This is a genomic window from Paracoccus sp. NSM (assembly GCF_052379855.1).
Taxonomy (GTDB): domain Bacteria; phylum Pseudomonadota; class Alphaproteobacteria; order Rhodobacterales; family Rhodobacteraceae; genus Paracoccus.
In genome coordinates, this window is record NZ_JBQTCG010000002.1 from 359,315 (window position 1) to 381,520 (window position 22,206).

23 protein-coding genes are annotated in these 22,206 nt (G+C 68.1%); 16 read left to right on the plus strand and 7 right to left on the minus strand.

Features of this window, described 5'->3' with window-relative positions; translation table 11 throughout:
- Positions 1-26 precede the first annotated feature (26 nt).
- Positions 27-893: an oxygen-dependent coproporphyrinogen oxidase gene (gene hemF, locus ACTZWU_RS04890; protein WP_444736229.1), complete on the plus strand. Its 867-nt coding sequence runs from the start codon at positions 27-29 to the stop codon at positions 891-893.
- A complete protein-coding gene (locus tag ACTZWU_RS04895) occupies positions 893-1,207 on the plus strand; it encodes a hypothetical protein (RefSeq protein ID WP_444736230.1) in 315 nt (104 codons plus the stop codon). The genes hemF and ACTZWU_RS04895 overlap by 1 nt, the downstream gene beginning before the upstream one ends.
- A gap of 67 nt (positions 1,208-1,274) precedes the next feature.
- Here the strand turns inward: ACTZWU_RS04895 and parE are convergent, their stop codons facing one another.
- Positions 1,275-3,233 (minus strand): DNA topoisomerase IV subunit B, encoded by a 1,959-nt coding sequence (parE, locus tag ACTZWU_RS04900; RefSeq protein ID WP_444736231.1) that lies wholly within the window; start codon positions 3,231-3,233, stop codon positions 1,275-1,277.
- 108 nt (positions 3,234-3,341) lie between these two features.
- A complete protein-coding gene (locus ACTZWU_RS04905; RefSeq protein WP_444736232.1) occupies positions 3,342-3,998 on the minus strand; it encodes a glutathione S-transferase family protein in 657 nt (218 codons plus the stop codon).
- Positions 3,999-4,115: 117 nt separating this feature from the next.
- Between ACTZWU_RS04905 and ppk2 the strand changes: the two genes are divergently transcribed.
- The 7 genes from ppk2 (at position 4,116) to ccoS (ending at position 11,187) form a co-directional block, all read left to right on the plus strand.
- Positions 4,116-5,078, plus strand: coding sequence for a polyphosphate kinase 2 (gene ppk2 / locus ACTZWU_RS04910; protein ID WP_444736233.1), 963 nt, complete (start codon positions 4,116-4,118; stop codon positions 5,076-5,078).
- 102 nt (positions 5,079-5,180) lie between these two features.
- Positions 5,181-5,867: a DUF1007 family protein gene (locus ACTZWU_RS04915; protein WP_444736234.1), complete on the plus strand. Its 687-nt coding sequence runs from the start codon at positions 5,181-5,183 to the stop codon at positions 5,865-5,867.
- Positions 5,864-6,802, plus strand: a complete 939-nt coding sequence (locus ACTZWU_RS04920) for a nickel/cobalt transporter (RefSeq protein ID WP_444736235.1) — start codon at positions 5,864-5,866, stop codon at positions 6,800-6,802. Before ACTZWU_RS04915 ends, ACTZWU_RS04920 begins: the two co-directional genes overlap by 4 nt.
- A 114-nt stretch (positions 6,803-6,916) precedes the next feature.
- On the plus strand, positions 6,917-8,347 hold the full coding sequence (gene ccoG, locus ACTZWU_RS04925; protein ID WP_444736236.1) for a cytochrome c oxidase accessory protein CcoG: 1,431 nt from the start codon (positions 6,917-6,919) through the stop codon (positions 8,345-8,347).
- 2 nt (positions 8,348-8,349) lie between these two features.
- On the plus strand, positions 8,350-8,814 hold the full coding sequence (locus ACTZWU_RS04930; RefSeq protein ID WP_444736237.1) for a FixH family protein: 465 nt from the start codon (positions 8,350-8,352) through the stop codon (positions 8,812-8,814).
- A 1-nt stretch (position 8,815) separates the two neighbouring features.
- Positions 8,816-11,014 carry a heavy metal translocating P-type ATPase gene (locus ACTZWU_RS04935; protein ID WP_444736238.1) on the plus strand — a complete coding sequence of 733 codons (2,199 nt, stop codon included), beginning with the start codon at positions 8,816-8,818 and terminating at the stop codon, positions 11,012-11,014.
- Between the two features lie 11 nt (positions 11,015-11,025).
- A complete protein-coding gene (gene ccoS / locus ACTZWU_RS04940) occupies positions 11,026-11,187 on the plus strand; it encodes a cbb3-type cytochrome oxidase assembly protein CcoS (RefSeq protein ID WP_444736239.1) in 162 nt (53 codons plus the stop codon).
- Between the two features lie 9 nt (positions 11,188-11,196).
- Here the strand turns inward: ccoS and hisG are convergent, their stop codons facing one another.
- The 3 genes from hisG to hisS are packed head-to-tail and all read right to left on the minus strand — an operon-like array spanning position 11,197 to position 14,413.
- The gene (hisG, locus tag ACTZWU_RS04945) at positions 11,197-11,877 is read right to left on the minus strand and encodes an ATP phosphoribosyltransferase (RefSeq protein WP_444736240.1); all 681 of its coding nucleotides are present in this window, start codon (positions 11,875-11,877) and stop codon (positions 11,197-11,199) included.
- Complete coding sequence (locus ACTZWU_RS04950) at positions 11,874-12,935, minus strand: ATP phosphoribosyltransferase regulatory subunit (RefSeq protein ID WP_444736241.1); 1,062 nt, start codon at positions 12,933-12,935, stop codon at positions 11,874-11,876. Before ACTZWU_RS04950 ends, hisG begins: the two co-directional genes overlap by 4 nt.
- On the minus strand, positions 12,932-14,413 hold the full coding sequence (gene hisS, locus ACTZWU_RS04955; protein ID WP_444736242.1) for a histidine--tRNA ligase: 1,482 nt from the start codon (positions 14,411-14,413) through the stop codon (positions 12,932-12,934). Before hisS ends, ACTZWU_RS04950 begins: the two co-directional genes overlap by 4 nt.
- 56 nt (positions 14,414-14,469) lie before the next feature.
- Between hisS and ACTZWU_RS04960 the strand changes: the two genes are divergently transcribed.
- From ACTZWU_RS04960 to ispG, 5 genes are all read left to right on the plus strand, one after another.
- On the plus strand, positions 14,470-14,685 hold the full coding sequence (locus ACTZWU_RS04960; RefSeq protein ID WP_444736243.1) for a SlyX family protein: 216 nt from the start codon (positions 14,470-14,472) through the stop codon (positions 14,683-14,685).
- Positions 14,686-14,842: 157 nt separating this feature from the next.
- On the plus strand, positions 14,843-16,135 hold the full coding sequence (locus ACTZWU_RS04965) for an adenylosuccinate synthase (protein WP_444736244.1): 1,293 nt from the start codon (positions 14,843-14,845) through the stop codon (positions 16,133-16,135).
- A 79-nt stretch (positions 16,136-16,214) separates the two neighbouring features.
- Positions 16,215-16,427, plus strand: coding sequence for a DUF2842 domain-containing protein (locus ACTZWU_RS04970; RefSeq protein ID WP_304617607.1), 213 nt, complete (start codon positions 16,215-16,217; stop codon positions 16,425-16,427).
- On the plus strand, positions 16,424-17,089 hold the full coding sequence (locus ACTZWU_RS04975) for a thiamine diphosphokinase (protein ID WP_444736245.1): 666 nt from the start codon (positions 16,424-16,426) through the stop codon (positions 17,087-17,089). Before ACTZWU_RS04970 ends, ACTZWU_RS04975 begins: the two co-directional genes overlap by 4 nt.
- Before the next feature lie 65 nt (positions 17,090-17,154).
- A complete protein-coding gene (ispG, locus tag ACTZWU_RS04980) occupies positions 17,155-18,285 on the plus strand; it encodes a flavodoxin-dependent (E)-4-hydroxy-3-methylbut-2-enyl-diphosphate synthase (RefSeq protein ID WP_444736246.1) in 1,131 nt (376 codons plus the stop codon).
- 64 nt (positions 18,286-18,349) lie between these two features.
- Here ispG and moaA read toward each other — a convergent pair whose 3' ends face one another.
- On the minus strand, positions 18,350-19,381 hold the full coding sequence (gene moaA / locus ACTZWU_RS04985; RefSeq protein ID WP_444736247.1) for a GTP 3',8-cyclase MoaA: 1,032 nt from the start codon (positions 19,379-19,381) through the stop codon (positions 18,350-18,352).
- A gap of 149 nt (positions 19,382-19,530) precedes the next feature.
- On the opposite strand from moaA, the gene ACTZWU_RS04990 reads away from it, so the two are divergent.
- Positions 19,531-20,025: a hypothetical protein gene (locus ACTZWU_RS04990; RefSeq protein ID WP_444736248.1), complete on the plus strand. Its 495-nt coding sequence runs from the start codon at positions 19,531-19,533 to the stop codon at positions 20,023-20,025.
- On the opposite strand, the gene ACTZWU_RS04995 is transcribed toward ACTZWU_RS04990, so the two are convergent.
- Positions 20,013-20,708 carry a DNA alkylation repair protein gene (locus ACTZWU_RS04995; RefSeq protein ID WP_444736249.1) on the minus strand — a complete coding sequence of 232 codons (696 nt, stop codon included), beginning with the start codon at positions 20,706-20,708 and terminating at the stop codon, positions 20,013-20,015. The genes ACTZWU_RS04990 and ACTZWU_RS04995 overlap by 13 nt on opposite strands.
- A 124-nt stretch (positions 20,709-20,832) precedes the next feature.
- Between ACTZWU_RS04995 and aroA the strand changes: the two genes are divergently transcribed.
- A complete protein-coding gene (aroA, locus tag ACTZWU_RS05000; protein WP_444736250.1) occupies positions 20,833-22,170 on the plus strand; it encodes a 3-phosphoshikimate 1-carboxyvinyltransferase in 1,338 nt (445 codons plus the stop codon).
- Positions 22,171-22,206 lie beyond the last annotated feature (36 nt).

Below are 22,206 nucleotides of genomic sequence, written 5' to 3' on the forward strand. Positions count from 1 at the left end.
AGAGACGCGGCAAAGGCAAATCACGAATGAGGTCCGCCATGGAAGAACAGCGCCGCCGCGCCGCCCACTGGTTTCGCGAATTGCGCGACCGGATCGTCGCCGCCTTCGAGGCGCTGGAGGATCGCGGCCCGGGCGATCTGCCGCCTGGCCGGTTCGAGGTGACCCCCACGGAACGCGCGGGCGATGGCGGCGGCGGGCTGATGTCGGTCATGCGCGGCGGCCGCGTCTTCGAGAAGGTCGGCGTGAACTGGTCCGAGGTCCACGGAACCCTTGCCCCCCGCGCGCAGGCCGCGATGGCCGCGCGCGGCGTGCCGGGGATGGAAAGCGACCCGCGCTTCTGGGCCTCGGGGATCAGCCTCGTCGCGCATATGCAGAACCCGCACGCGCCCGCCGTCCACATGAACACCCGCATGTTCTGGACGCCGGGCGCATGGTGGTTCGGGGGCGGGTCCGATTTGAACCCCTGCCTCGAATATCCCGAGGACACGGCGCATTTCCATGACACATTGCGCACGGCCTGCGCGCCGCACGGGGCCGATTACTACGACCGCTTCAAGGCCTGGGCGGACGAGTATTTTTTCATCCCCCATCGCGGCCGGCCGCGCGGCGTCGGCGGCATCTTCTACGACGACCTGAACACCGGCGAATGGGAGCCCGATTTCGCCTTTACCCGTGCCGTGGGCGAGGCCTTCCTGCCCGCCTTCCTGCCCCTGGCCGAGGCGCGGATGACCCAGCCCTTCACCGATGCCGACCGCGACGCCCAGCTGATCCATCGCGGGCTTTATGCGGAATACAACCTTGTTTACGACCGTGGCACCAAGTTCGGTCTGGAGACGGGGCATAACGCGGATGCGGTGCTGATGAGCCTGCCGCCCTTGGCGAAGTGGGTTTGATGATGACCCGCCGGGCGAGCCTGCTGATCTTGGCAGGTCAGGGTCTGCTGCTGGTGCTGCTCGTGGCAAGTGCGGGAAAGATGCTGGTGATGAGCCGGGACATCTTCAATCTGCTCGCCATTCTGTTCATCCTTGTGGCGCCGGTAGGGCTGATCAGCACACTCACGTCGCTTGGGCTGAGATACTTGCTGGACCGCTCGCTCTTGTCGGCGGCCCAGTTTGGACACATTCATTCAAATCCGCTGATCCGGTGGATCATCTGGCAAGACGTTCGCGTTCGACTGAACCAGCAGGACGTGCCCGCATCCAGGTGAAGAAAAGCCGCCTGAGCTGTTGGGACAGTCGTGTCGCGGCTATCTGATCAGAACGCCAAGTCCCTGATCAGACGTCCAATTCCTCCACGAACCGCGCGTTTTCCTGAATATACTCGAACCGCAATTCGGGCTTTTTGCCCATCAGCCGTTCAACCAGATCGCCGGTCTCGCCGCCCTCGTCATCGTCGATGCTGACGCGGATCAGCTTGCGCGTCTTGGGGTTCATCGTCGTGTCCTTGAGGTCCTTGGCGTCCATCTCGCCCAGACCCTTGAAGCGCTGCACGTCGATCTTGCCGCGCCCGCCAAGGCCCTTGGCCAGCATGCGTTCCTTTTCGGCGTCGTCGGCCACATAGATGCGATGCGCGCCCTGCGTCAGGCGGTAAAGCGGCGGGCAGGCCAGATAGAGGTGCCCCTTGTCGATCAGCGGGCGCATCTGGGTGAAGAAGAACGTCATCAGAAGGCTGGCGATATGGGCGCCGTCGACATCGGCGTCGGTCATGATGATGATCTTGTCATAGCGAAGGTCATCAACGTTGAACTTGGAACCCATCTGAACGCCAAGCGCCTGACAGAGATCGTTGATCTCCTGATTGGCGCCCATCTTCGAGGAGGCCGCGCCCAGCACGTTCAGGATCTTGCCGCGCAGGGGCAGAAGCGCCTGATTGGTGCGGTCGCGGGCCATCTTGGCCGAACCGCCCGCCGAATCGCCCTCGACGATGAACAATTCGGTCCCGTCGCGGTTCGTGGCGCTGCAATCGACCAACTTGCCGGGCAGGCGCAGCTTTTTCGTCGCGGTCTTGCGGGCGGTTTCCTTTTCGGCGCGGCGGCGCAGCCGTTCCTCGGCCCGCAGGATCAGGAAATCGAGGATCGCCCCCGCCGATTTCGTGTCCGAGGCCAGCCAATTGTCGAAATGGTCGCGCACCGCGCCCTCGACCAGACGGGCGGCCTCGGTCGTGGCCAGCCGGTCCTTGGTCTGGCCCACGAATTCAGGCTCGCGGATGAAGCAGCTGACCAGCGCGCAGCCCCCCGTCACCAGATCGTCGCGCAGGATCTGGGCGGCCTTCTTGTTGCCGACCATCTCGCCATAGGCGCGGATGCCTTTGAGGATCGCGTTCCAGAATCCCATTTCATGCGTCCCGCCCTCGGGGGTGGGGACGGTGTTGCAATAGGACTGGATGAAGCCGTCGCGCGAGGGCGTCCAGTGGATCGCCCAATCGACCTTGCCCGGCGCGTTGAAGCGCTTGAAATCGACGCTGCCGGCAAAGGGGCGGTCGGAATAGGTGGTCACGCCGTGCAGCGTTTCCGCCAGATAATCGGCCAGACCGCCGGGGAAATGGAATACCGCCTCGCAGGGGGTCTCGCCATCGTCGATCTCGGATTTCCAGCGGATTTCCACGCCCGAGAACAGATAGGCCTTGGACTTCACCATCTTGATCAGCCGCGCGGGCTTGAAGCGGTGATGGCCGAAGATCTGTTCGTCGGCGTGGAACGTCACCGTGGTGCCGCGCCGGTTCGGCGCCGCGCCGATCCGGGCCACCGGGCCTTCGGGGATGCCGCGCGAAAAACGCTGTTCGAACAATTCCTTGTTGCGCGCGACCTGCACGACCATCAGGTCCGACAGCGCGTTCACGACCGAGGCGCCCACCCCGTGCAACCCGCCCGAGGTCTGATAGGTGTCGCCCGAGAACTTGCCCCCCGCATGCAGCGTGCAGAGGATCACCTCAAGCGCGGACTTGCCCGGAAACTTGGGATGCGGGTCGATGGGGATGCCGCGACCGTTGTCGCGCACGACCACACTGAAATCGGCAAGAAGCTCGACCTCGATCCTTGTGGCGTGGCCCGCCACGGCCTCGTCCATCGAGTTGTCCAGGATCTCGGCCACAAGGTGATGCAGCGCGCGTTCATCCGTGCCGCCGATATACATGCCGGGCCGCTTGCGCACGGGCTCCAGCCCTTCCAGCACCTCGATCGAGGATGCGGAATAGGCGTCGCTGGCGGCGTTGCCGGAAAGAAGATCGTCGGCCATGGGTTCGTCGTCCTGTCGTCTGATTGGCGGCTTTTATCTCACGCGGCAGGGCAGGGCGGCAAGGGCTTGTGGCCGCCCGCCTGTCCCGGCCCATCCCTTGCGCCGCCCTCAGGCGGGTTCAGCCAGTCGTGCCTGCCACATGCGCTGGAATGCGGGGCGGTTCTGGCACCCTGCCAGCCATGCCGCGATGCCCGGCCATTTGCGCGCCATGCGCGGATCGGCCCAGGCGTAGCGGAGGATCTCGGCCATGTTCAGATCAGCGACTGTGAAGCGCCGGCCGACCAGATGCCCGCCATGCGCGGCCAGATGGTCCTGCACGACCCGCAGAGGCCGTTCCAGCCGCGAGATCGCGTCGTCGATCAGCGCACGGTCGCCTGCGTCGGCCTGCGGGCGGGTCAGCATCTGGATGGTCAGGGCGTCGGGCTCGATCCCGGTGGCGGCATAAAGCGACCATTGCAGCATCAGCGCGTCCTCGGCGGCGTCGGCAGGTCCAAGCGGCCCGCCATGCTTGCGCGCCAGATGCAGCGTCGCGGCCAGCGATTCCGACAGGACAAGCCCTTCATCCTCGATCACCGGAATGGCGCCTGCGGGCGACAGGGCCAGGAATTCGGGGCTGCGCGTGTTCAGGGGCGCGCCCTTGGCGGTGGCATCGGCCAGCCGGTAGGCCTGGATCACCGGGCGCTGCTCGAAGGGCAGGTCCAGTTCGTGACACAGCCAGATGATGCGCGAGGCGCGCGATCGGGTGACGCCGTGGATGATCAGCATATGCGGTCCTTTCGCCAGATGCGCGCAGCATGGGCCGCGGGCTTGATCTGGCGCAAGGCGGGCCGTGCGAAAATCCTGTAACGGGATCGTGACAATACCTGACAGGAGAGAAGGCCCATGGACGTCACCGCCCCTGCCATGCCCGAGAATTCCGCGACCGACACCGCCTCGGCCGACAGCGCCGTCGGCTCTGCGATGCCCGAGACGGCGCCCGAGGCCGCGCCCGCGCCCCGGCCGCGCCGCCGCCGCACCCCGCGCCCGGCCGCCTTCGAATCCAGCCGCTATCCTTATCCGCACCGCATGGCGCGCGGCCCCTACGAGGCCGAAAAGGCCCAGCTTCAGGCCGAATTGCTGAAGGTTCAGCTTTGGGCGCAGGAGACCGGGCAGAAATTCGTGATCCTGTTCGAGGGGCGCGACGCGGCCGGCAAGGGCGGTACGATCAAGCGCTTCAACGAACACCTGAACCCCCGCTTCGCGCGCGTCGTCGCCCTGAACAAGCCGACCGATGAAGAGCGCGGCCAGTGGTATTTCCAGCGCTATGTCCAGCACCTGCCGACCTCGGGCGAAATGGTGTTCTATGACCGCAGCTGGTACAACCGCGCCGGGGTCGAGCGCGTGATGGGCTTCTGCACGCCGAACGATTACCTGGAATTCATGCGTCAGGCGCCCGAATTCGAACGGATGCTGGTGCGGTCTGGGATACGGCTCTACAAATACTGGTTCTCGGTCACGCAAGAGGAACAGCGCCGCCGCTTCGTCGCGCGCGAGACTGATCCGCTGAAGCGCTGGAAGCTCAGCCCGATCGACAAGGCCAGCCTTGGGAAATGGACCGAATACACCGAGGCCAAGGAGGCGATGTTCTTCTACACCGACACCGCCGACGCGCCCTGGGTCATCGTCAAGTCGAACGACAAGAAACGCGCGCGGCTGAACTGCATGCGGCACTTTCTGTCCACGCTGGACTATCCCGGCAAGGACCCTGCGATCGTGCAATCGCCCGATCCGCTGATCGTCGGCCCCGCAAGCCATGTCGTCCACGGCGCAGCCCATCTGCTGGCCGCGCCACCCGAGGGCGACTGAAGCGCCTCAATCGGCGCCCGCACTGGCGGCGAGGTGATTTGCCTTGACCGTCCCGGCCCGCTAAGGGCTTCTGGGACGTGAACGCTCTTTACCGGACAGGCGATGAACCGGATTGCACGCTACCTGCTGGCACTGGCACTGGGACTGTCGCTGTCGCCTTCGGGCGCGGCAGCCCATCCGCATGTCTTCATCGATGCCGGTCTGCGGCTGAACTATGACGATGCCGGCCAGCTGGCCGAGGTCGAGGTCGAATGGCGCTATGACGCCTTCTATTCTCTGCTGATCCTCGAGGATCAGGGTATCCGCCCGGTCGCGGGCGGGGGTCTTGCCGCCGAGGATGCGGCCCTGCTGGCGGGGTTCGACTGGGGCCCCGACCCCTCGTTCGAGGGCGCGCTCTATCTCGCGGTCGAGGGGCGGCGCATCGCCTTGCAGCAACCGCGCGATTTCAGCGTCGCGCTGGAGGGCGGGCAGATCGTCTCGCGACACCGCCGGGCGCTGAGCGCGCCGATCCCCGGCGAGGCGCAGACCATCATCCAGGTCTACGACCCGGAATTCTACGTCGATTTCAGCGTCCCGCAGATGCCGGTCCTGCGCGGGCGCGACGATTGCCGCGTCGATCTACGGCCGGGCGATTCCTATGCCGCCGCCGATGCCTATGCCGCCGCCCTGCGCGAGGCGCTGGCAAGCGAACTGGCCGCAGCCTCGCTGGTGGACGAGGAGATGGTCACCGTGAATATCGGCCCCGTCGGCGCGCCCGAGATGCGCGTCGCCTGCGGAGCAGGCCGATGAGCGCGCCGGGCCTGCGTTCCCCCGCAAGCGGGCTGGGCCGCGTGCTGGCGCTGACCGGGCTGGTCGCGGGGCTCGCCCTGATGGCGCTTTGGCTGTCGGGCGGGCTTTCGGGCATCGCCGCCTGGGCCGCTGCCGGTCAAAGGCAGGCGCAGAACCTGATGGCGGGCGCGTTGCAATCGCTGCGCGCGGGCGATCCGGGCGCGGCTGCCACGCTGCTGGCCCTGTGCTTCGGCTATGGCTTCTTTCACGCGGCGGGGCCGGGGCACGGCAAGCTGGTGATCGGCAGCTACGGCTATGGCAGCCAGGTGCCCTTCGGGCGGCTGGCGGTCCTGTCGCTGCTGTCCTCGCTGGCGCAGGCGGGAACGGCGATCCTGTTGGTCTGGCTGGGCCTTGCGGCGCTGGATCTGGGCCGCGAGGAACTGACGCGCCTGTCCGAACGGCACATGGCCGATCTGGCGACCGTGCTGATCGGACTGGTCGGGCTGTGGCTCGCGTTGCGCGGCCTGCGGATGCTGCGCGACGTGGCGCGGCCCGCCCCGGCGCATGACCACCAGCACCATGACGAGACCTGCGGTTGCGGCCATGCCCACGGGCCCAGCCCCGCGCAGGTCGCGCAGACGCGATCCTTCCGCGACGGGCTGCTGGTCGTTCTGGCCATCGCGGCCCGGCCCTGCACGGGCGCACTGTTCCTGTTGCTGCTGACATGGCGGATGGAGATCTTCGCGATGGGCGTCGCGGGCACGGTGGCGATGGGGCTGGGCACGGCCTCGGTCACGGTGGCGGTCGCGGGCCTGTCGGTCTGGGCGCGGCGCGGCAGCTTGGCGCTTGTGCCGCAGACGGGGCCTCTGGCGGCGGTGTCTCGATGGATGCCGGGCGCCATGCAACTGGGCGCGGGGGCGCTCATTGCGCTGGCAGCGGCGCTGATGCTGGTCTGACGGCAGCTGGTGACGCGGCGTCCTGCCGCAGGCGGGCAGGGTGCGGTTTGATGCAGGTCAAGGAATCAGCTCTGGCCCCGCGCTAGACGTGAGAAGCGCAACAGGAGCCTTCTCATGTCCCGGTCAACCGAGCCGCTGGACCCACCCAGCCTTTATGCCGCCCGAGAGCCGATCTTTCCCAAACGGGTCTCAGGGCAGTTCCGCAACCTGAAATGGATCGTCATGGCGGTGACGCTGGCGATCTATTACGTCACGCCCTGGATCCGGTGGGATCGCGGCCCGGCCATGCCCGATCAGGCGGTTCTCGTCGATCTGGCCAGCCGCCGCTTCTTCTTTTTCTGGATCGAGATCTGGCCCCACGAATTCTATTTCGTCGCGGGGCTTCTGGTCATGGCGGGGCTTGGGTTGTTCCTGTTCACCTCGGCGCTTGGGCGGGTCTGGTGCGGCTATGCCTGCCCGCAGACCGTCTGGACCGACCTTTTCATGACCGTCGAGCGCTGGATCGAGGGCGACCGCAATGCCCGCATCCGCCTGCACCGCGCGCCCTGGTCCTGGACCAAGGCGCGGCTGCGGCTGGTCAAATGGACCACATGGCTGCTGATCGCGCTGGCAACGGGCGGGGCCTGGGTCTTCTATTTCACCGACGCGCCGACGCTGGCGCGCGATCTTCTGGCGCTGGACGCCCATCCGGTCGCCTGGATCACCATCGCGATCCTGACCGCGACGACCTTCCTGTTCGGCGGTTTCGCGCGCGAACAGATCTGCATCTATGCCTGCCCCTGGCCGCGCATCCAGGCCGCGATGATGGACGAGGACACGCTGACCGTCGCCTATCGCGACTGGCGCGGAGAGCCGCGCGGCAAGGCCGCCCCCGACAGCGCGCGCGGCGATTGCATCGACTGCATGGCCTGCGTGAATGTCTGCCCCGTCGGCATCGACATCCGCGACGGCCAGCAGCTTGAATGCATCACCTGTGCCCTGTGCATCGATGCCTGCGACGAAATCATGGACCGCACCGACCGCCCGCGCGGCCTGATCGGCTACATGGCGCTGCGCGACGAAGAGGCCGAGCGCGCGGGTAACCCGCCGCGCCCGTTGATCCGCCACATCCTGCGTCCGCGCACACTGCTTTACTTCGCGCTGTGGTCGGCGATCGGCGTCGGGCTGGCGGTGGCTTTGGTCATGCGCTCTGCGGTGGATCTGAACGTCTCGCCGGTCCGGAACCCGCTTTACGTCACCATGTCGGACGGCTCGATCCGCAATGCCTATGAATTGCGGCTTCGCAACAAGCAGCACGAGGCGCGGCGCTACATCGTCACCGTCAGCGGCGCGGGCGCCGAGACGCTGATCGTCGCGGTCGAGGGTGAGGATCAGCCCAGCCTGCTGGTGCCCGCCGACCAGACCCTGACGCGGCGCGTCTATGTGACCGCCCCGGCCGGCACGACGCTGGCGGCCACCCCCTCGGCGCCGATTACGCTTGGCGTCACCGACAGCGACGGACCCGCCCGCAACGAGGTCGAGACCGTCTTTCACGGAAGGAACTGACGATGGCGCGCGAACTGACCGGCAAGCATGTCCTGGGGATCGCCCTTCTGGCCTTTGGCACGATCATCGGCGTCAATCTGGTGATGGCCTACAGCGCGATCAGCACCTTTCCGGGGCTGGAGACCAAAAGCAGCTACATCGCCTCGCAGCATTTCGACAGCCAGCGCGCGGCACAGCAGACCCTTGGCTGGAATGCCAGCCTGGATATCGAGGGCGGGCGCGCGGTGCTGCGCATCGTCGATCAGCAGGGCATCGGCGTCTTTCCCGAGACGCTGGCCCTGCAACTGCGCCGCCCGACCCATCAGCGCGACGACATCCGCCCCGTCCTGACCCCCGAGGCGCTTGGCCGCTGGTCGGCCAGCGCGGATCTGGCGCCGGGCAACTGGAACGCCGATATCGAGGCCGTGGACCGCGACGGCACGCTGTTCCGCCAGCGTCTGTATCTGGTCGTGGGGCAGGGGGGCTGAGATGACCGACCTGTCCGCAAGCTACGCCCCCCGGATGAGCGCCTGCCCGGCCTGCGACGCGGCGCCTCTGGCGCAGCGGCTGGCCGAACGGGCGGCCACGCCGGACACTTCGGCGTTGATCCTGTCGCTGCCCACCGCCCATTGCGCGCTGTGCATCACCCAGGTCGAGGACGCGCTGACCGCCCATCCCGGCGTGCGCGCCGCCCGCGTGAACCTGACGCTGCGCCGGGTCACGGTCGATGCGCCGGGCCTTGGCGCCGATGACCTGATCCCGGTCCTGGCCCGCATCGGCTACGAGGCGCACGAGCTTGACCCCGGCGCGCTGGCCGCGACCACCGCCGACCGGGTCGGGCGCGACCTGCTGATGCGCATCGGCGTATCGGGTTTCGCGATGATGAACATCATGATCCTGTCCGTCGCCGTCTGGTCGGGGGCCGAGGCCGCGACGCGCGACCTGTTCCACTGGATCAGCGGCGCCATCGCGCTGCCGACGGTGGCCTTTTGCGGACAGCCCTTCTTCGCCAGCGCGTGGACCTCGCTCAAGGCGCGGCGGCTGGGAATGGACGTGCCGATCTCGCTGGCGCTGATCCTGGCCAGCGCGATCAGCGTGTTCGAGACCGCCCATTCCGGCCACCACGCCTATTTCGACGCAGCCGTGATGCTGTGCTTCTTTTTGCTGATCGGGCGTTATCTTGACTATCGCACCCGTGCCATCGCCCGTTCGGCGGCGGCCGAACTGACCGCGCTCGAGGTGCCGCGCGCCACCCTGCTGCGTGACGGGGTCGAGGAAACCGTGCCCGTGGTGGACCTGCGCCCGGGCAATCTGATCCGCGTGCGGCCCGGCGGCCGGATCCCCGCGGATGGCGAGATCATCGAAGGCGCCTCCGAGATCGACCGCGCGCTGCTGACCGGCGAGACGCTGCCCGTTCCCGCCGCGCCGGGCATGATCCTGTCGGCGGGCGAGGTGAACCTGACCGGCCCCCTTGTCATCCGCGTGACGGCCGCCGGGCGCGACAGCTCGCTGGCCCGCCTGACCGCGCTGGTCGAGGCCGCCGAAAGCGCGCGCGGCCGCTATACCTCGCTGGCCGAGCGTGCCTCGCGCGGGTATTCGCCCGCCGTCCATGCGCTGGCCTTCGCCAGTTTCGCGGGCTGGTTCTGGGCCTCGGGCGATCTGCGGCTGGCGGTGAACATCGCGGCGGCTGTGCTGATCATCACCTGCCCCTGCGCGCTTGGGCTGGCGGTGCCTGCCGTGGCTACCTCTGCCTCGGGGCGGCTCTTCCGGCGAGGGCTGCTGATCAAGGATGGCACCGCGCTGGAACGACTGGCCGAGGTCGATACGGTGGTTTTCGACAAGACCGGCACGCTGACGATGGGACAACCACAGCTTGTCCGGGCCGATCTGCCGCAGGCGCTGCGGCCGGTTGCGCTGGCTCTGGCTGCGGCTTCCTCGCATCCCCTTGCGCGTGCATTGGCCGCGGGGATGGAGGACGTCGAACCGGCTGCGCTGGAGGGCGTGACCGAGCGTCCGGGGCAGGGCGTCGAGGCCCTGTGGCAGGGCCGTCGCGTGCGGCTTGGCCGCGCCGACTGGCTGGGTGCCGCCGATGAGGGCGACAGCGCCATGCTGTCCAGCTGGTTCGCCGTCGAGGGCCAGGCGCCGGTGCGTCTGGATTTCAGCGACCGCCTGCGCCCCGGCGCCGAGGAATGCGTGGCGCAACTGCGTGCGGACGGGCGGCGCGTGATCCTGTTGTCGGGCGACCGCCCCGCCGCCGTCGCGCATCTGGCCGATGCCCTGGGCATCACCGAATGGCATGCCGGTGTCAGCCCCACCGGCAAGGCCGATCTGGTCGGACGCCTGTCCGATCAAGGTGCAAAAGTGCTGATGGTCGGCGATGGCCTGAACGATACGGCGGCCCTGGCGCGGGCCCATGCCTCGATTTCCCCCGCCTCGGCGCTGGATGCCGCGCGTGTGGCAAGCGACATGGTCCTGACGGGCAAGGATCTACTGCCAGTTGCAGAGGCAGTTGCGGTAGCCGAACGGGCAACTCGCCGTATACGGGAGAATTTCGCTATATCTTTCGGCTATAATGTCGTTGCTGTTCCTATAGCCTTGGCGGGTTTTGCCACACCGCTTCTTGCGGCTCTGGCCATGTCCATCAGCTCTATCACCGTGACGCTGAACGCGCTGCGGCTCAATCGTTGAAAGGCAAGACTATGGACGTCCTGACCATGCTCATCCCCGTGTCCCTTGGCCTCGGCGCGATCGGTCTGACCGCGTTCGTCTGGGCGCTGAGGACACATCAGTTCGAAGACCCGCATGGCGACGGAGAGCGTTTCCTCAGCAGCCGTTGGGATGACGAGCCGCGGCCTGACTGACAGGCGCCCCTAGGCGCCCAGCCCAAGCTGGCGCAACAGCGCCTGCATCTGCGGCCCCATCGCACCCCGAGACGCGAACAGCGTCGCCTGGGACCGCAGGATCGGCTCTTCGTCGAGGATACGCAGGTTGTTCGCCCTGAGTGTCTCGCCCGACGAGGTGATGTCGGCAATGGCCTCGGCGGTCTGGTTGGCGATGGTGCCCTCGGTCGCGCCCTGGCTGTCGACAAGCTGATAATCCGCAACCTCATGCGCCGAGAGCCAGGCGCGCACCAGCCGGTGATACTTGGTCGCGATCCGCAGCCGGAAGCCGTGCTCGGCCCGGAAATCGCGGGCAATCGCCGCGAAATCGTCCAGATCGCGGCAATCGCGCCAGCATTCCGGCACCGCCAGGATCAGATCGGCATGGCCGAAGCCCATCGGTGCGACCTCGGTCACGACATCGCGCCAGCCGGCCAGTTTCTCGCGCACCAGGTCGGTGCCGGTCACGCCCAGCTCGATCCGGCCCGCCGCCAGTTCGCGCGGGATCTCGCCCGCCGAAAGCAGCACCAGCGACACGCCCTCGACCCCCTCGACCCGGCCCGCATAATCGCGGTCGGACCCGGCCCGCGACAGGCGCAGGCCGCGCGCGGCGAACCAGTCGAAGCTCTGTTCCATCAGCCGCCCCTTGGACGGCACGCCAAGCCGGATCATGCCAGCCCCTCCAGTTCGGCCAGCAGGCCCGGGCGGACGATCCCGCCCACCGCCGGGATCTCGCGGCCGCGCCCCAGAACGCGGGTCAGCGCGTCATAGCGCCCCCCCGACGCGACAGGAGGCCATCCCGCCCGGTCGGCCAGGAAGCTGAAGGTGAAGCCGTCGTAATATTCCATCGTGCTGCGGCCGTGGCTGGCGTCGAAGACCACGCCGCCCAGGTCGATCCCGCGCGCGGCGATGGCCTGCATCCGGGCTTCGATCCGGGCGACGGCGGGGGCGATGGCGGGCATGTCCTCCGCCAGATTGCGCAAGGCGGGCAGGGCCTCGGGGGCGGGGGCGCGCAGCGCGAAAAGCCGGGCCAGACGCTCGGACCAGACCGGGGCAAGCGGCGCCACGGCGGCATCGGCGCGCAGCCGCGCGATTCGGCGCGTCATCTCGGCCTCGCCGCGCAGCCCGGCCCAGGGCACACTCGCCTCGGGGAAATCGCGCGCCGTCGCGGGTGCCGAGAAACGCTCAAGCAGGTGGGCAAATCGGCGCGGGCGCCACAGATGGTGCAGCAGCGCCTCGGATCGCGCCTGGGTCAGCGGAAGGCCCCGGATCGCGTCCAGCATCAGGCCCTTATCGCCCGTCTCGGCGCGCAGGCCGTAAGGCGCCAAGGCGTCATGGAACAGCGCAAAGACCTCGGCATCGGCGGCGGGATCGCGGCTGAACAGCTCAAAGCCGCATTGCAGATATTCGCTGTCGCGCGGCTTATCGGGGCGCGTCTCGCCCATGTCCTGCTTGCGAAAGACCTCGCCCAGATAGCAATAGCGCGCGGGCTCGGCGCCACTGGCCATATGCGCCTGCACGACCGGCACGGTGAAATCGGGCCGCAGCATCATCTCGCCCCGGATCGGGTCCTGCGTGACATAGGCGCGGGCGCGGATATCCTCGCCGTAGAGGTCCAGCAGATCGCCTGCGGGCAGCAGGATATCGGGCGCGATCTCCTGCGCACCTGCCTCGCGAAAGCGCGCCAGAACGCGCTGGCCCAAAGCCTGTTTGTCGCGCTTTGGGGTCATCCGATGATCCGGCGGACTTCGGCGACCAGATCCTTGCGCGCGACCTCGGTCTGGGCGGGCTGGGCCTTCCATTCCTCGACCGAGGCTTCGGCCGCGATCTTCGCCCCCAGGATCAGGTCCTTGACCTGCACGACGCCGCGCAAGGCCTCGTCGCCGCCCTGGATGATGGCGACCGGAGCGCCGCGTTTATCGGCGTATTTCAACTGGTTGCCGAAGTTCTTGGGATTGCCCAGATAGACCTCGGCGCGGATGCCGGCGGCGCGCAACTCGGCGGCCATGGCCTGATAATCCGACATGCGGTCGCGGTCCATGACGGTCACGACGACCGGCCCCGCGACATCGGCGCCCGCCATCCCCTTGGCGCGCAAGGCGGCCAGCAGGCGATCAACGCCGATGCTGACGCCGGTGGCGGGGACCTTCTGGCCGGTGAAACGCTCGACCAGCCCGTCATAGCGTCCTCCGCCCGCGACCGATCCGAATTGTCGCTTGCGGCCCTTTTCGTCGAGAATTTCAAAGGTCAGCTCGGCCTCGAAGACCGGGCCGGTATAATAGCCCAGACCCCGGACGACCGAGGGGTCGATGACGGCGCGATCCTCGGCCACCCCCATCGCGGCCAGCATCGCGGCGATCTCGCGCAGCTCGTCCACGCCCTCGGCGCCAATGGCCGACGCCCCGACTGCAGCGGCCAGATTGTCCAGCGTTGCGGCATTGTCGGCACCCTTGGCTTCAAGAAAGGCCAGAACGGGCCCCGCCTGCGCCTCGGTCAGCCCCACACCGTCGATCCGCGCGCCGCTGTCGTCCAGCCGTCCGGTGGTCAGCAGAGCCAGAACGCCGCCCCGGCCGACCTTGTCGAACTTGTCGATCTGGCGAAGCACGTCCTCGGCCTGATCGTCACGGACCTCGGCCGCCTCAAGGACACCGTTCAGAACCTTGCGATTGTTGATCCGGACCAGGTAATCGCCGCGGGCAATGCCCACCGATTCCAGCGCATCGGCCAGCATGGCGCAGATTTCCGCATCCGCCGCGACCGAGGCCGCGCCGACCGTATCGGCATCGCATTGATAGAACTGGCGAAACCGCCCCGGCCCCGGCTTCTCGTTGCGCCAGACCGGCCCCATCGCATAGCGGCGATAGGGGCTGGGCAGGTCGTTGCGATATTGCGCCGCCACGCGGGCAAGGGGCGCGGTCAGATCATAGCGCAGCGCCAGCCAGTCGCCCGAGCCGCCGCCCGGAACGGCCTCTTCCTGCCAGGCGAAAACGCCCGCATTCGGGCGGTCCACATCGGGCAGGAACTTGCCTAGGGCCTCGACCGTCTCGACGGCGCTGGTTTCCAGCGGATCGAAGCCGTGGCGGTGATAGACCCCGGCGATGCGGTCCAGCATGGCCTTGCGCTCGGTGACGTCCGCGCCGAAATAGTCGCGGAAGCCCTTGGGCGTCTCGGCCTTGGGTCGGGGCTGTTTCTTGAGGTCTTTCGCCATGGTCTTGTTGCCTTTACGGGGCCAAATCCGCGCCTGCTCTAACGGAAGGGGACGACATGGACAAGAACGCAGACCGACTGACCGCGCTGGAAGAGGGTCTGGCCCATCTGACGCGCACCACCGACGACCTGTCCGAGATCGTCGCGCGCCAGGACCTGCTGATCACGCGGCTGGCGCGTCGCCTCGACCTGCTGCTCGAGGCCGAGGCACAGCGCCAGGCCGATACGGGCGGCACCATCCCCCTGGCCGACCAGCGCCCCCCGCATTACTGAGCCCCCCGCTTCTTCTTCATGAAAATATCCTCTGGGGGTCCGGGGGGCGAAGCGCCCCCGGCGACCGCCCCCGGCAAGGTCCGACAAAGCGGCTTTCCCCGCCCGGCCCGATGCGCTAGAGCCGGATCGAAAAAACTGCGGAACGGAAGGATCGTTCATGGCCAATGTGGTGGTAGTCGGCGCGCAATGGGGCGACGAGGGCAAGGGCAAGATCGTTGACTGGCTCTCGGAACGCGCCGATGTGATCGCCCGCTTTCAGGGCGGCCATAATGCTGGCCATACGCTGGTCATCGGCGAAAAGGTGTTCAAACTGTCGCTGCTGCCCTCGGGGATCGTGCGCGAGAACAAGCTGGCGGTGATCGGTAACGGCGTCGTGCTGGACCCTTGGGCCCTGTTCTCGGAAATCGACAAGCTGGCCGCGCAGGGCGTCGCCATCTCGACCGAGAACCTGATGATCGCCGAGAACACACCGCTGATCCTGCCGCTGCACCAGGATCTGGACCGCCTGCGCGAAGAGGCCGCGGGCAAGGCCAAGATCGGCACCACCGGCCGCGGCATCGGCCCCGCCTACGAGGACAAGGTCGGCCGTCGCACGATCCGCGTCGCTGATCTGGCCGACGAGGAAACGCTGGAATCACGCCTCGACCGCCTTTTGGCCCATCACGATGCGCTGCGTTCGGGCCTCGGCGCGACGCCCATCGACCGGGCCGAGCTGAAGGCCCGCCTGATGGAGGTGGCGCCCAAGCTCTTGCCCTATGCGCAGCCCGTCTGGAAGATCATGGCCGATGCCCGCAAGTCCGGCAAACGCATCCTCTTCGAGGGCGCGCAGGGCTCTCTGCTGGATATCGATTTCGGCACCTATCCCTATGTCACCTCGTCCACGACGATGTCGGGCGCGGCGGCCTCGGGGACTGGCATGGGGCCGGGCGCGATCGGTTTCGTGCTGGGCATCGTCAAGGCCTATACGACTCGGGTGGGCGAGGGGCCCTTCCCGACCGAGCTGCATGACGCGGACGGCCAACGTCTGGGAGAGCGGGGGCACGAATTCGGCACCGTCACCGGACGCAAGCGCCGCTGCGGCTGGTTCGACGCGGTTCTGGTGCGCCAAACCTGCGCGATCTCGGGCGTGAATGGCATTGCGCTGACCAAGCTGGACGTTCTGGACGGGTTCGAGACGCTGAAGATCTGCGTCGGCTACGAGATCGACGGCAAACGCTACGATTACCTTCCCACGGCGGCGGCGCTTCAGGCGCGCGTCACCCCCATCTACGAAGAGATGGAAGGCTGGCAGGAATCGACCGAGGGCGCGCGCAGCTGGGCCGACCTGCCCGCCGCCGCGATCAAGTATGTCCGCCGCGTCGAAGAACTGATCCAGTGCCCGGTCGCCATGCTCTCGACCAGTCCCGAGCGCGACGATACGATCCTCGTGACGGATCCGTTCGCGGACTAGATTGCGTCCCGCGACGCCGGGGGACGTCCCGTCCCCCGGACCCCCTGGGGTGTCGCCCCCGGCCAAGACAGGAGGGATGATGGAACTGAAGACACGCAAGCGGCTGTCGCTGCTGGTCCTCGTCGTGCTGATGCCGCTTTACGTGGTGGCGGCGGTCACGATGATGAACTGGCTTGACGCACAATTCGGCCGCCAGCCCATCCTGATCGAGGTGCTGGTCTATCTGGCGCTCGGGGTCTTGTGGGCCTTGCCCTTCCGGCGCGTCTTTCGCGGCGTCGGCAAGGGGGAATGACGGCGCCCCTGCTGGCCGTACCGGGCGGGGTGACGCTTGTCGGCGGCGGCGCACTATCGGCAGCTGAGCTGCAGACTGCCCTGCGCCGCGCACCGCCTCTGGTCGCTGCCGATGGCGGGGCAGACCGGGCGCTGGCCCTGGGGGCCATGCCCGATCTTGTCATCGGCGATCTTGATTCGCTCGGGCCTGATGCGCGGGCGCTGATCGGGGCCGGGCGCGTACACCATATCCCCGAACAGGACAGCACCGATTTCACCAAATGCCTGCGCCGGATCGACGCGGGCTTCGTGCTGGCCGTGGGCTTTCTGGGCGGGCGGCTGGATCACGGCCTTGCCGCGCTGACCAGCCTTGCCGCCGAGGCGCGGATGCCCGTGATCCTGATCGGGGCCGAGGATATCGTCTTTCTGGCCCCTGCGTCGCTGGATATGCGGCTGGCGGCGGGAACGCGCGTCTCGCTCTGGCCGCTTGGGCCGGTGCGGGGGGAAAGCCGGGGGCTGGAATGGCCCATCGAGGGGCTGGATTTCGCGCCTGCCGGGCGCGTCGGCACCTCGAATCGCGCGCTTGGGCCGGTCAGCCTGCGTCTGGACGGGCCGATGCTGGTGATGCTGCCGCCCGATTGTCTCGATTCCGCGCTCGAGGCGCTTGGCGTGCCCTGCGGCTGAGGCAGGTGGTTGTCGCAAGGCGGTCTCTGCCCTATGTCTCGGACGAACCCTAGGAGGCCTTGCGCATGTCGCTGAACCCGATCCGTCCCTGGCGCAACATCGAGCGGCGCAAGTCGCGCCAGATCATGGTGGGCAATGTGCCGGTGGGGGGCGACGCGCCGATCAGCGTCCAGACCATGACCAACACGGATGGCCATGACGTCAAGGCCACGCTGGCCCAGGTGATCGCCGCCGCCGATGCGGGTGCCGACATCGTCCGCATCAGCGCTCCCGATCAGGAAACCACCCGCGCCCTGCGCGAGATCTGTCGCGAAAGCCCGGTGCCGATCGTCGCGGACATCCATTTCCACTACAAGCGCGCCATCGAGGCCGCCGAGGCCGGCGCCGCCTGCCTGCGGATCAATCCCGGCAATATCGGCGATGAAAGCCGCGTGCGCGAGGTGATAAAGGCCGCCAAGGACCACGGCTGCGCCATCCGCATCGGTGTGAATGCGGGTTCGCTGGAACGACACCTGCTGGAGAAGTACGGCGAGCCTTGCCCCGATGCGATGGTGGAATCGGGGCTGGATCACATCAAGATCCTGCAGGACAACGATTTCCACGAATTCAAGATCAGCGTGAAGGCAAGCGACGTGTTCCTGTCGGCGGCGGCTTACCAGATGCTGGCGGATGCGACGGATGCGCCGATCCATCTGGGCATCACCGAGGCCGGGGGCTTCGTCGGCGGCACGGTGAAGTCGGCCATCGGGCTGGGGAACCTGCTGTGGATGGGGATCGGCGATACGATCCGCGTCAGCCTGTCGGCCGATCCCGTGCAGGAGGTCAAGGTCGGGTTCGAGATCCTCAAATCGCTTGGCCTGCGGACGCGCGGCGTGCAGATCATCAGCTGCCCCAGCTGCGCGCGGCAGGGCTTTGACGTGATCAAGACCGTCGAGGCGCTGGAACAGCGGCTTGAGCACATCAAGACGCCGATGTCGCTGTCGATCATCGGCTGCGTGGTGAACGGGCCGGGCGAGGCGCTGATGACCGATCTGGGTTTCACCGGCGGCGGGGCAGGGTCGGGCATGGTCTATGTGGCGGGCAAGCAGAGCCACAAGATGTCGAACGAGCAGATGATCGACCATATCGTGCAACTGGTCGAGGAGCGCGCCGAGAAGCTGGCGGCCGAGGCCATCGCGCCCGAGGCGGCCGAGTAGCCTTGCGTCCCGCGAAGGCCGGGGGCGCTCGCGCCCCCCGGACCCCCCGCCCGGCGCCCGGATATCAGCCGCCCGTATGGCTCATGTGGCGGGACATCTGGCCCGCGACGCGCTGGCGGGAATAGTCGAAATCGTGGCCCTTGGGCTTGCGCGCGATGGCGACGCGGATCGTCTCGCGCAGCACTGCATCATCGGGGCTGGCGCGCAGGGGCGCGCGGAGGTCGGCATTGTCCTCTTGCCCGAGGCACATGAACAATTCACCCGTGCAGGTGACGCGCACACGATTGCAGCTTTCGCAGAAATTATGCGTCAAGGGCGTGATGAAGCCGATCTTCTGCCCGGTCTGGGCCAGACGGACATAGCGGGCGGGCCCGCCGCTGCGTTCGGCCAGGTCGATCAGGTCAAACCGCTCGGCCAGACGGGCGCGCAGGTCAGAGAGCGGCCAGTACTGGTCCAGCCGCCCGCCATCGCCTGCCTCGCCCACGGCATCGAGGCCCAGATCGCCCATCGGCATCACCTCGATGAAGGTCAGGTCATGGCCCTCGTCCCCGCACCAGCGGACCAGATCGAACAATTCGGCCTCGTTCACGCCCTTCAGCGCGACGGTGTTGATCTTGACCCGAAGCCCCGCGGCGCGGGCGGCGGCGATCCCCTCCATCACCTGCGGCAGGCGGCCCCATCGCGTGATCGCGGCGAAGCGATCCGCGTCCAGCGTGTCCAGCGACACGTTCACGCGCCGGACCCCGCAATCGACCAGTTCGGCCGCATGGCGGGCCAGCTGGCTGCCATTCGTGGTCAGCGTCAGTTCGTCAAGGCCCGCGCCCAGATGGCGCGACATGGCGCGGAAGAAGCCCATGATGCCGCGCCGGACCAGAGGCTCGCCGCCGGTGATCCGCAGCTTCTTTACGCCGAGGCCCACAAAGGCCGTACACAGGCGATCCAGCTCCTCGAGCGTCAGCAGGTCGGCCTTGGGCAGGAACTGCATGTGCTCGGCCATGCAATAGACGCAGCGGAAATCGCAGCGATCCGTCACCGAGACCCGCAGGTAGGTGATGGGACGGGCGAAGGGGTCGATCAGAGGCGCTGGCTGGTCCATCCGGACAAGGTAAGCCGAGTGGCGGGACCACGCAAGGCTGCTTTGGGGGCGGGCCTTTGCCGGTCGCGGGCGCGTCACGGTGCTGTCGGTGGACGCTGGCGCCGGGCGGGTCTAGGCTGAAGCCGCATATCCCCCGAGAAGAGGCGCCCATGTCCCGCGTAATGCCAAGCCTGATCCTGCCCGCGCTGCTGGCGGCCTGCGCCCCCGGCACATTGACCGGGCGACCGGATGTCGCACCCGCCCCGGCGGCCGCGCCCACGCCCGAAGCCGTCGCCGCCGCGACCGCCATCACCCGCGCGCCCGCGCCCCGGCCTGCCGCCCGCGCCACGCCCGCGCAGCTGGACACGACGACGGCCGAACAGCGCGCCGCAGCCGCCCGCCCGGCCGAGCGTGCCGAGACGCGGCTGGGCACGACCATCGCCTCGCTCGGCAATCCGGCCGAGGCCGGGTTCTGGATCCGCACGCCTCTGGTCACGGAACGCGCGATGGGCCGTATCGTGAACCCCGCCACCGGAAAATCGGCCCAGGTCGAGCTGATCCCGCTGACCTCGGGCGGAACCGGCAGCCAGGTCTCGCTGTCGGCGATGCAGCTTCTGGGCGTGGCCCTGACCGATCTGCCCCGGCTCGAGGTCTACCGCTCCTGATCGTCGACCGTGCCGCGCCCGTCCATCGCGCGGCGCGCCTCGGCCAGGGCATGGGGCTTCATCTGGGACCCATGCGCCTCGATGAAGGACGCGACGGCGTCCGGGTCGCGCGGCGCGAGCGTGCGCAGCCAGACCGCGACGCCCTGCTGGACCGCGCCATGCGGATCACCGGCCAAGCCCGCCGCCCATCCATGGGCCCGCTGGCGCGCGGCCTGCTTGGCGGGCTTGGGATGGACCAGCTTGGCAAAGGGCAGGGCCGAGGCAAGCGCCACACGCCGCATCCACGGATTCGCCGCCCCCAGCCAGACCTCGACTTCGTCCATCCGGCCGGGATCGGCGGCGACGCGCCTCTGCAGGGCGGTCGCCACCCCGTCGGCGATCGCCGCGCCGTCCAGATCGGGCAGCCAGAGGGTCAGCAGATCCCACACCGGCTGATCCGGATCGATCCGCGCCTGCGCCAGCAGGCGTGGCGCGATCATCCGGGCTTCGTGCAGGTCGGCCTCCCACAAGGCGGCGGCCAGGGCCAGCCGCGCCGCCAGCGGGCGCTGGCGCCATTCGGCGACCTGCTCGGCCATCGCGGCGGGCGTCAGGCCCAACGTCTCGCGCCCGCTCTTGTGGCGCCCGGCCTCGCGGGTGGCGCGGTCGGGGTCGGCCTTGGCGCGCAGGGCCTCGATCTCTTGCATGCTTCACCTCGTCTGCTGGCCCGCTTCTAGCCCGCGCGGCCCGTTCCTCACAAGCAGCCCCAAGAAGATGGTGGCACGCCTCCGGTGGTAGCGGTAAAAGACCCGCGAAAACACGAGGGACCCCATGTCGCATTCTACCGAACCCCGCCCGATGACCTCTCGCGCCGCAGGCCCGCTGACGGGCGAGGCGCAGGTGCCAGGCGACAAGTCGATCAGCCACCGCGCGCTGATCCTCGGCGCGCTGTCGGTCGGCGAGACGACGATCACCGGCCTTCTGGAAGGACAGGACGTGCTGGACACCGCCGCCGCGATGGCCGCATTCGGCGCGCAGGTCGAACGGCTGGGGCCGGGTGCGTGGTCCGTGCATGGCGTGGGCGTGGGCGGCTTCGCCGAGCCGCAATCCGTGATCGATTGCGGCAATTCCGGCACAGGGGTACGCCTGATCATGGGCGCGATGGGGACGACGCCGATCACCGCGACCTTCATCGGGGATGCCAGCCTGTCGCGCCGTCCGATGGCGCGCGTGACCGATCCGCTGTCGCAATTCGGCGCCCGCATCACCGCGCGTGAGGGCGGCCGCCTGCCCATCACCATCGAGGGCGCCGCAGAGCCGCTGCCGATCCGCTACCGCAGCCCGGTCGCCAGCGCGCAGATCAAGTCCGCGATCCTGCTTGCGGGCCTCAACGCGCCGGGTGAGACGGTCGTGATCGAACCCGAAGCGACGCGCGACCATTCCGAACGGATGCTGGCGGGCTTCGGCGCCACGATCCACGCCGAAACCACCGCCGATGGCCATGTTGTCACGCTGCAAGGCCGCCCGGAACTGCGCGCCCAGCCGGTGGCTGTGCCGCGCGATCCGTCCAGCGCGGCCTTCCCGGTGGCGGCGGCGCTGATCGTGCCGGGCTCGGATATCCTTGTGCCGGGGGTCAGCCGCAACCCGACCCGCGACGGGCTTTACGTCACCCTGCTGGAAATGGGCGCCGACATCACCTTTGAGAACGAACGCAGTGAAGGCGGCGAGCCGGTGGCCGACCTCCGCGTCCGCTACAGCCGCCTGACCGGGGTCGAGGTGCCCGCCTCGCGCGCGGCCAGCATGATCGACGAATTCCCGATCCTGTCGGTCGTGGCGGCCTTCGCCGAAGGCAAGACCGTGATGAACGGCGTGGCGGAACTGCGCGTCAAGGAAAGCGACCGTATCGACGCGATGGCCCGCGGCCTCGAGGCCAACGGCGTCCGCACCGAGGAAACGCCTGACAGCCTGACCGTCCACGGCGCCTCGGGCGTGTGTGGCGGTGGGCGGGCGGTCACGCATCTCGACCACCGGATCGCGATGTCCTTCCTGGTCCTCGGCCTCGCCGCCGATCAGCCTGTGAGCATCGACGATGCCAGCCCCATCGCTACGTCCTTCCCTGACTTCGTGCCGCTGATGACCCGCCTCGGCGCCAGCTTCACCGAGGCCTGATCTTCTTCTTCACTGAAATATCCCGGGGGGAGGCCC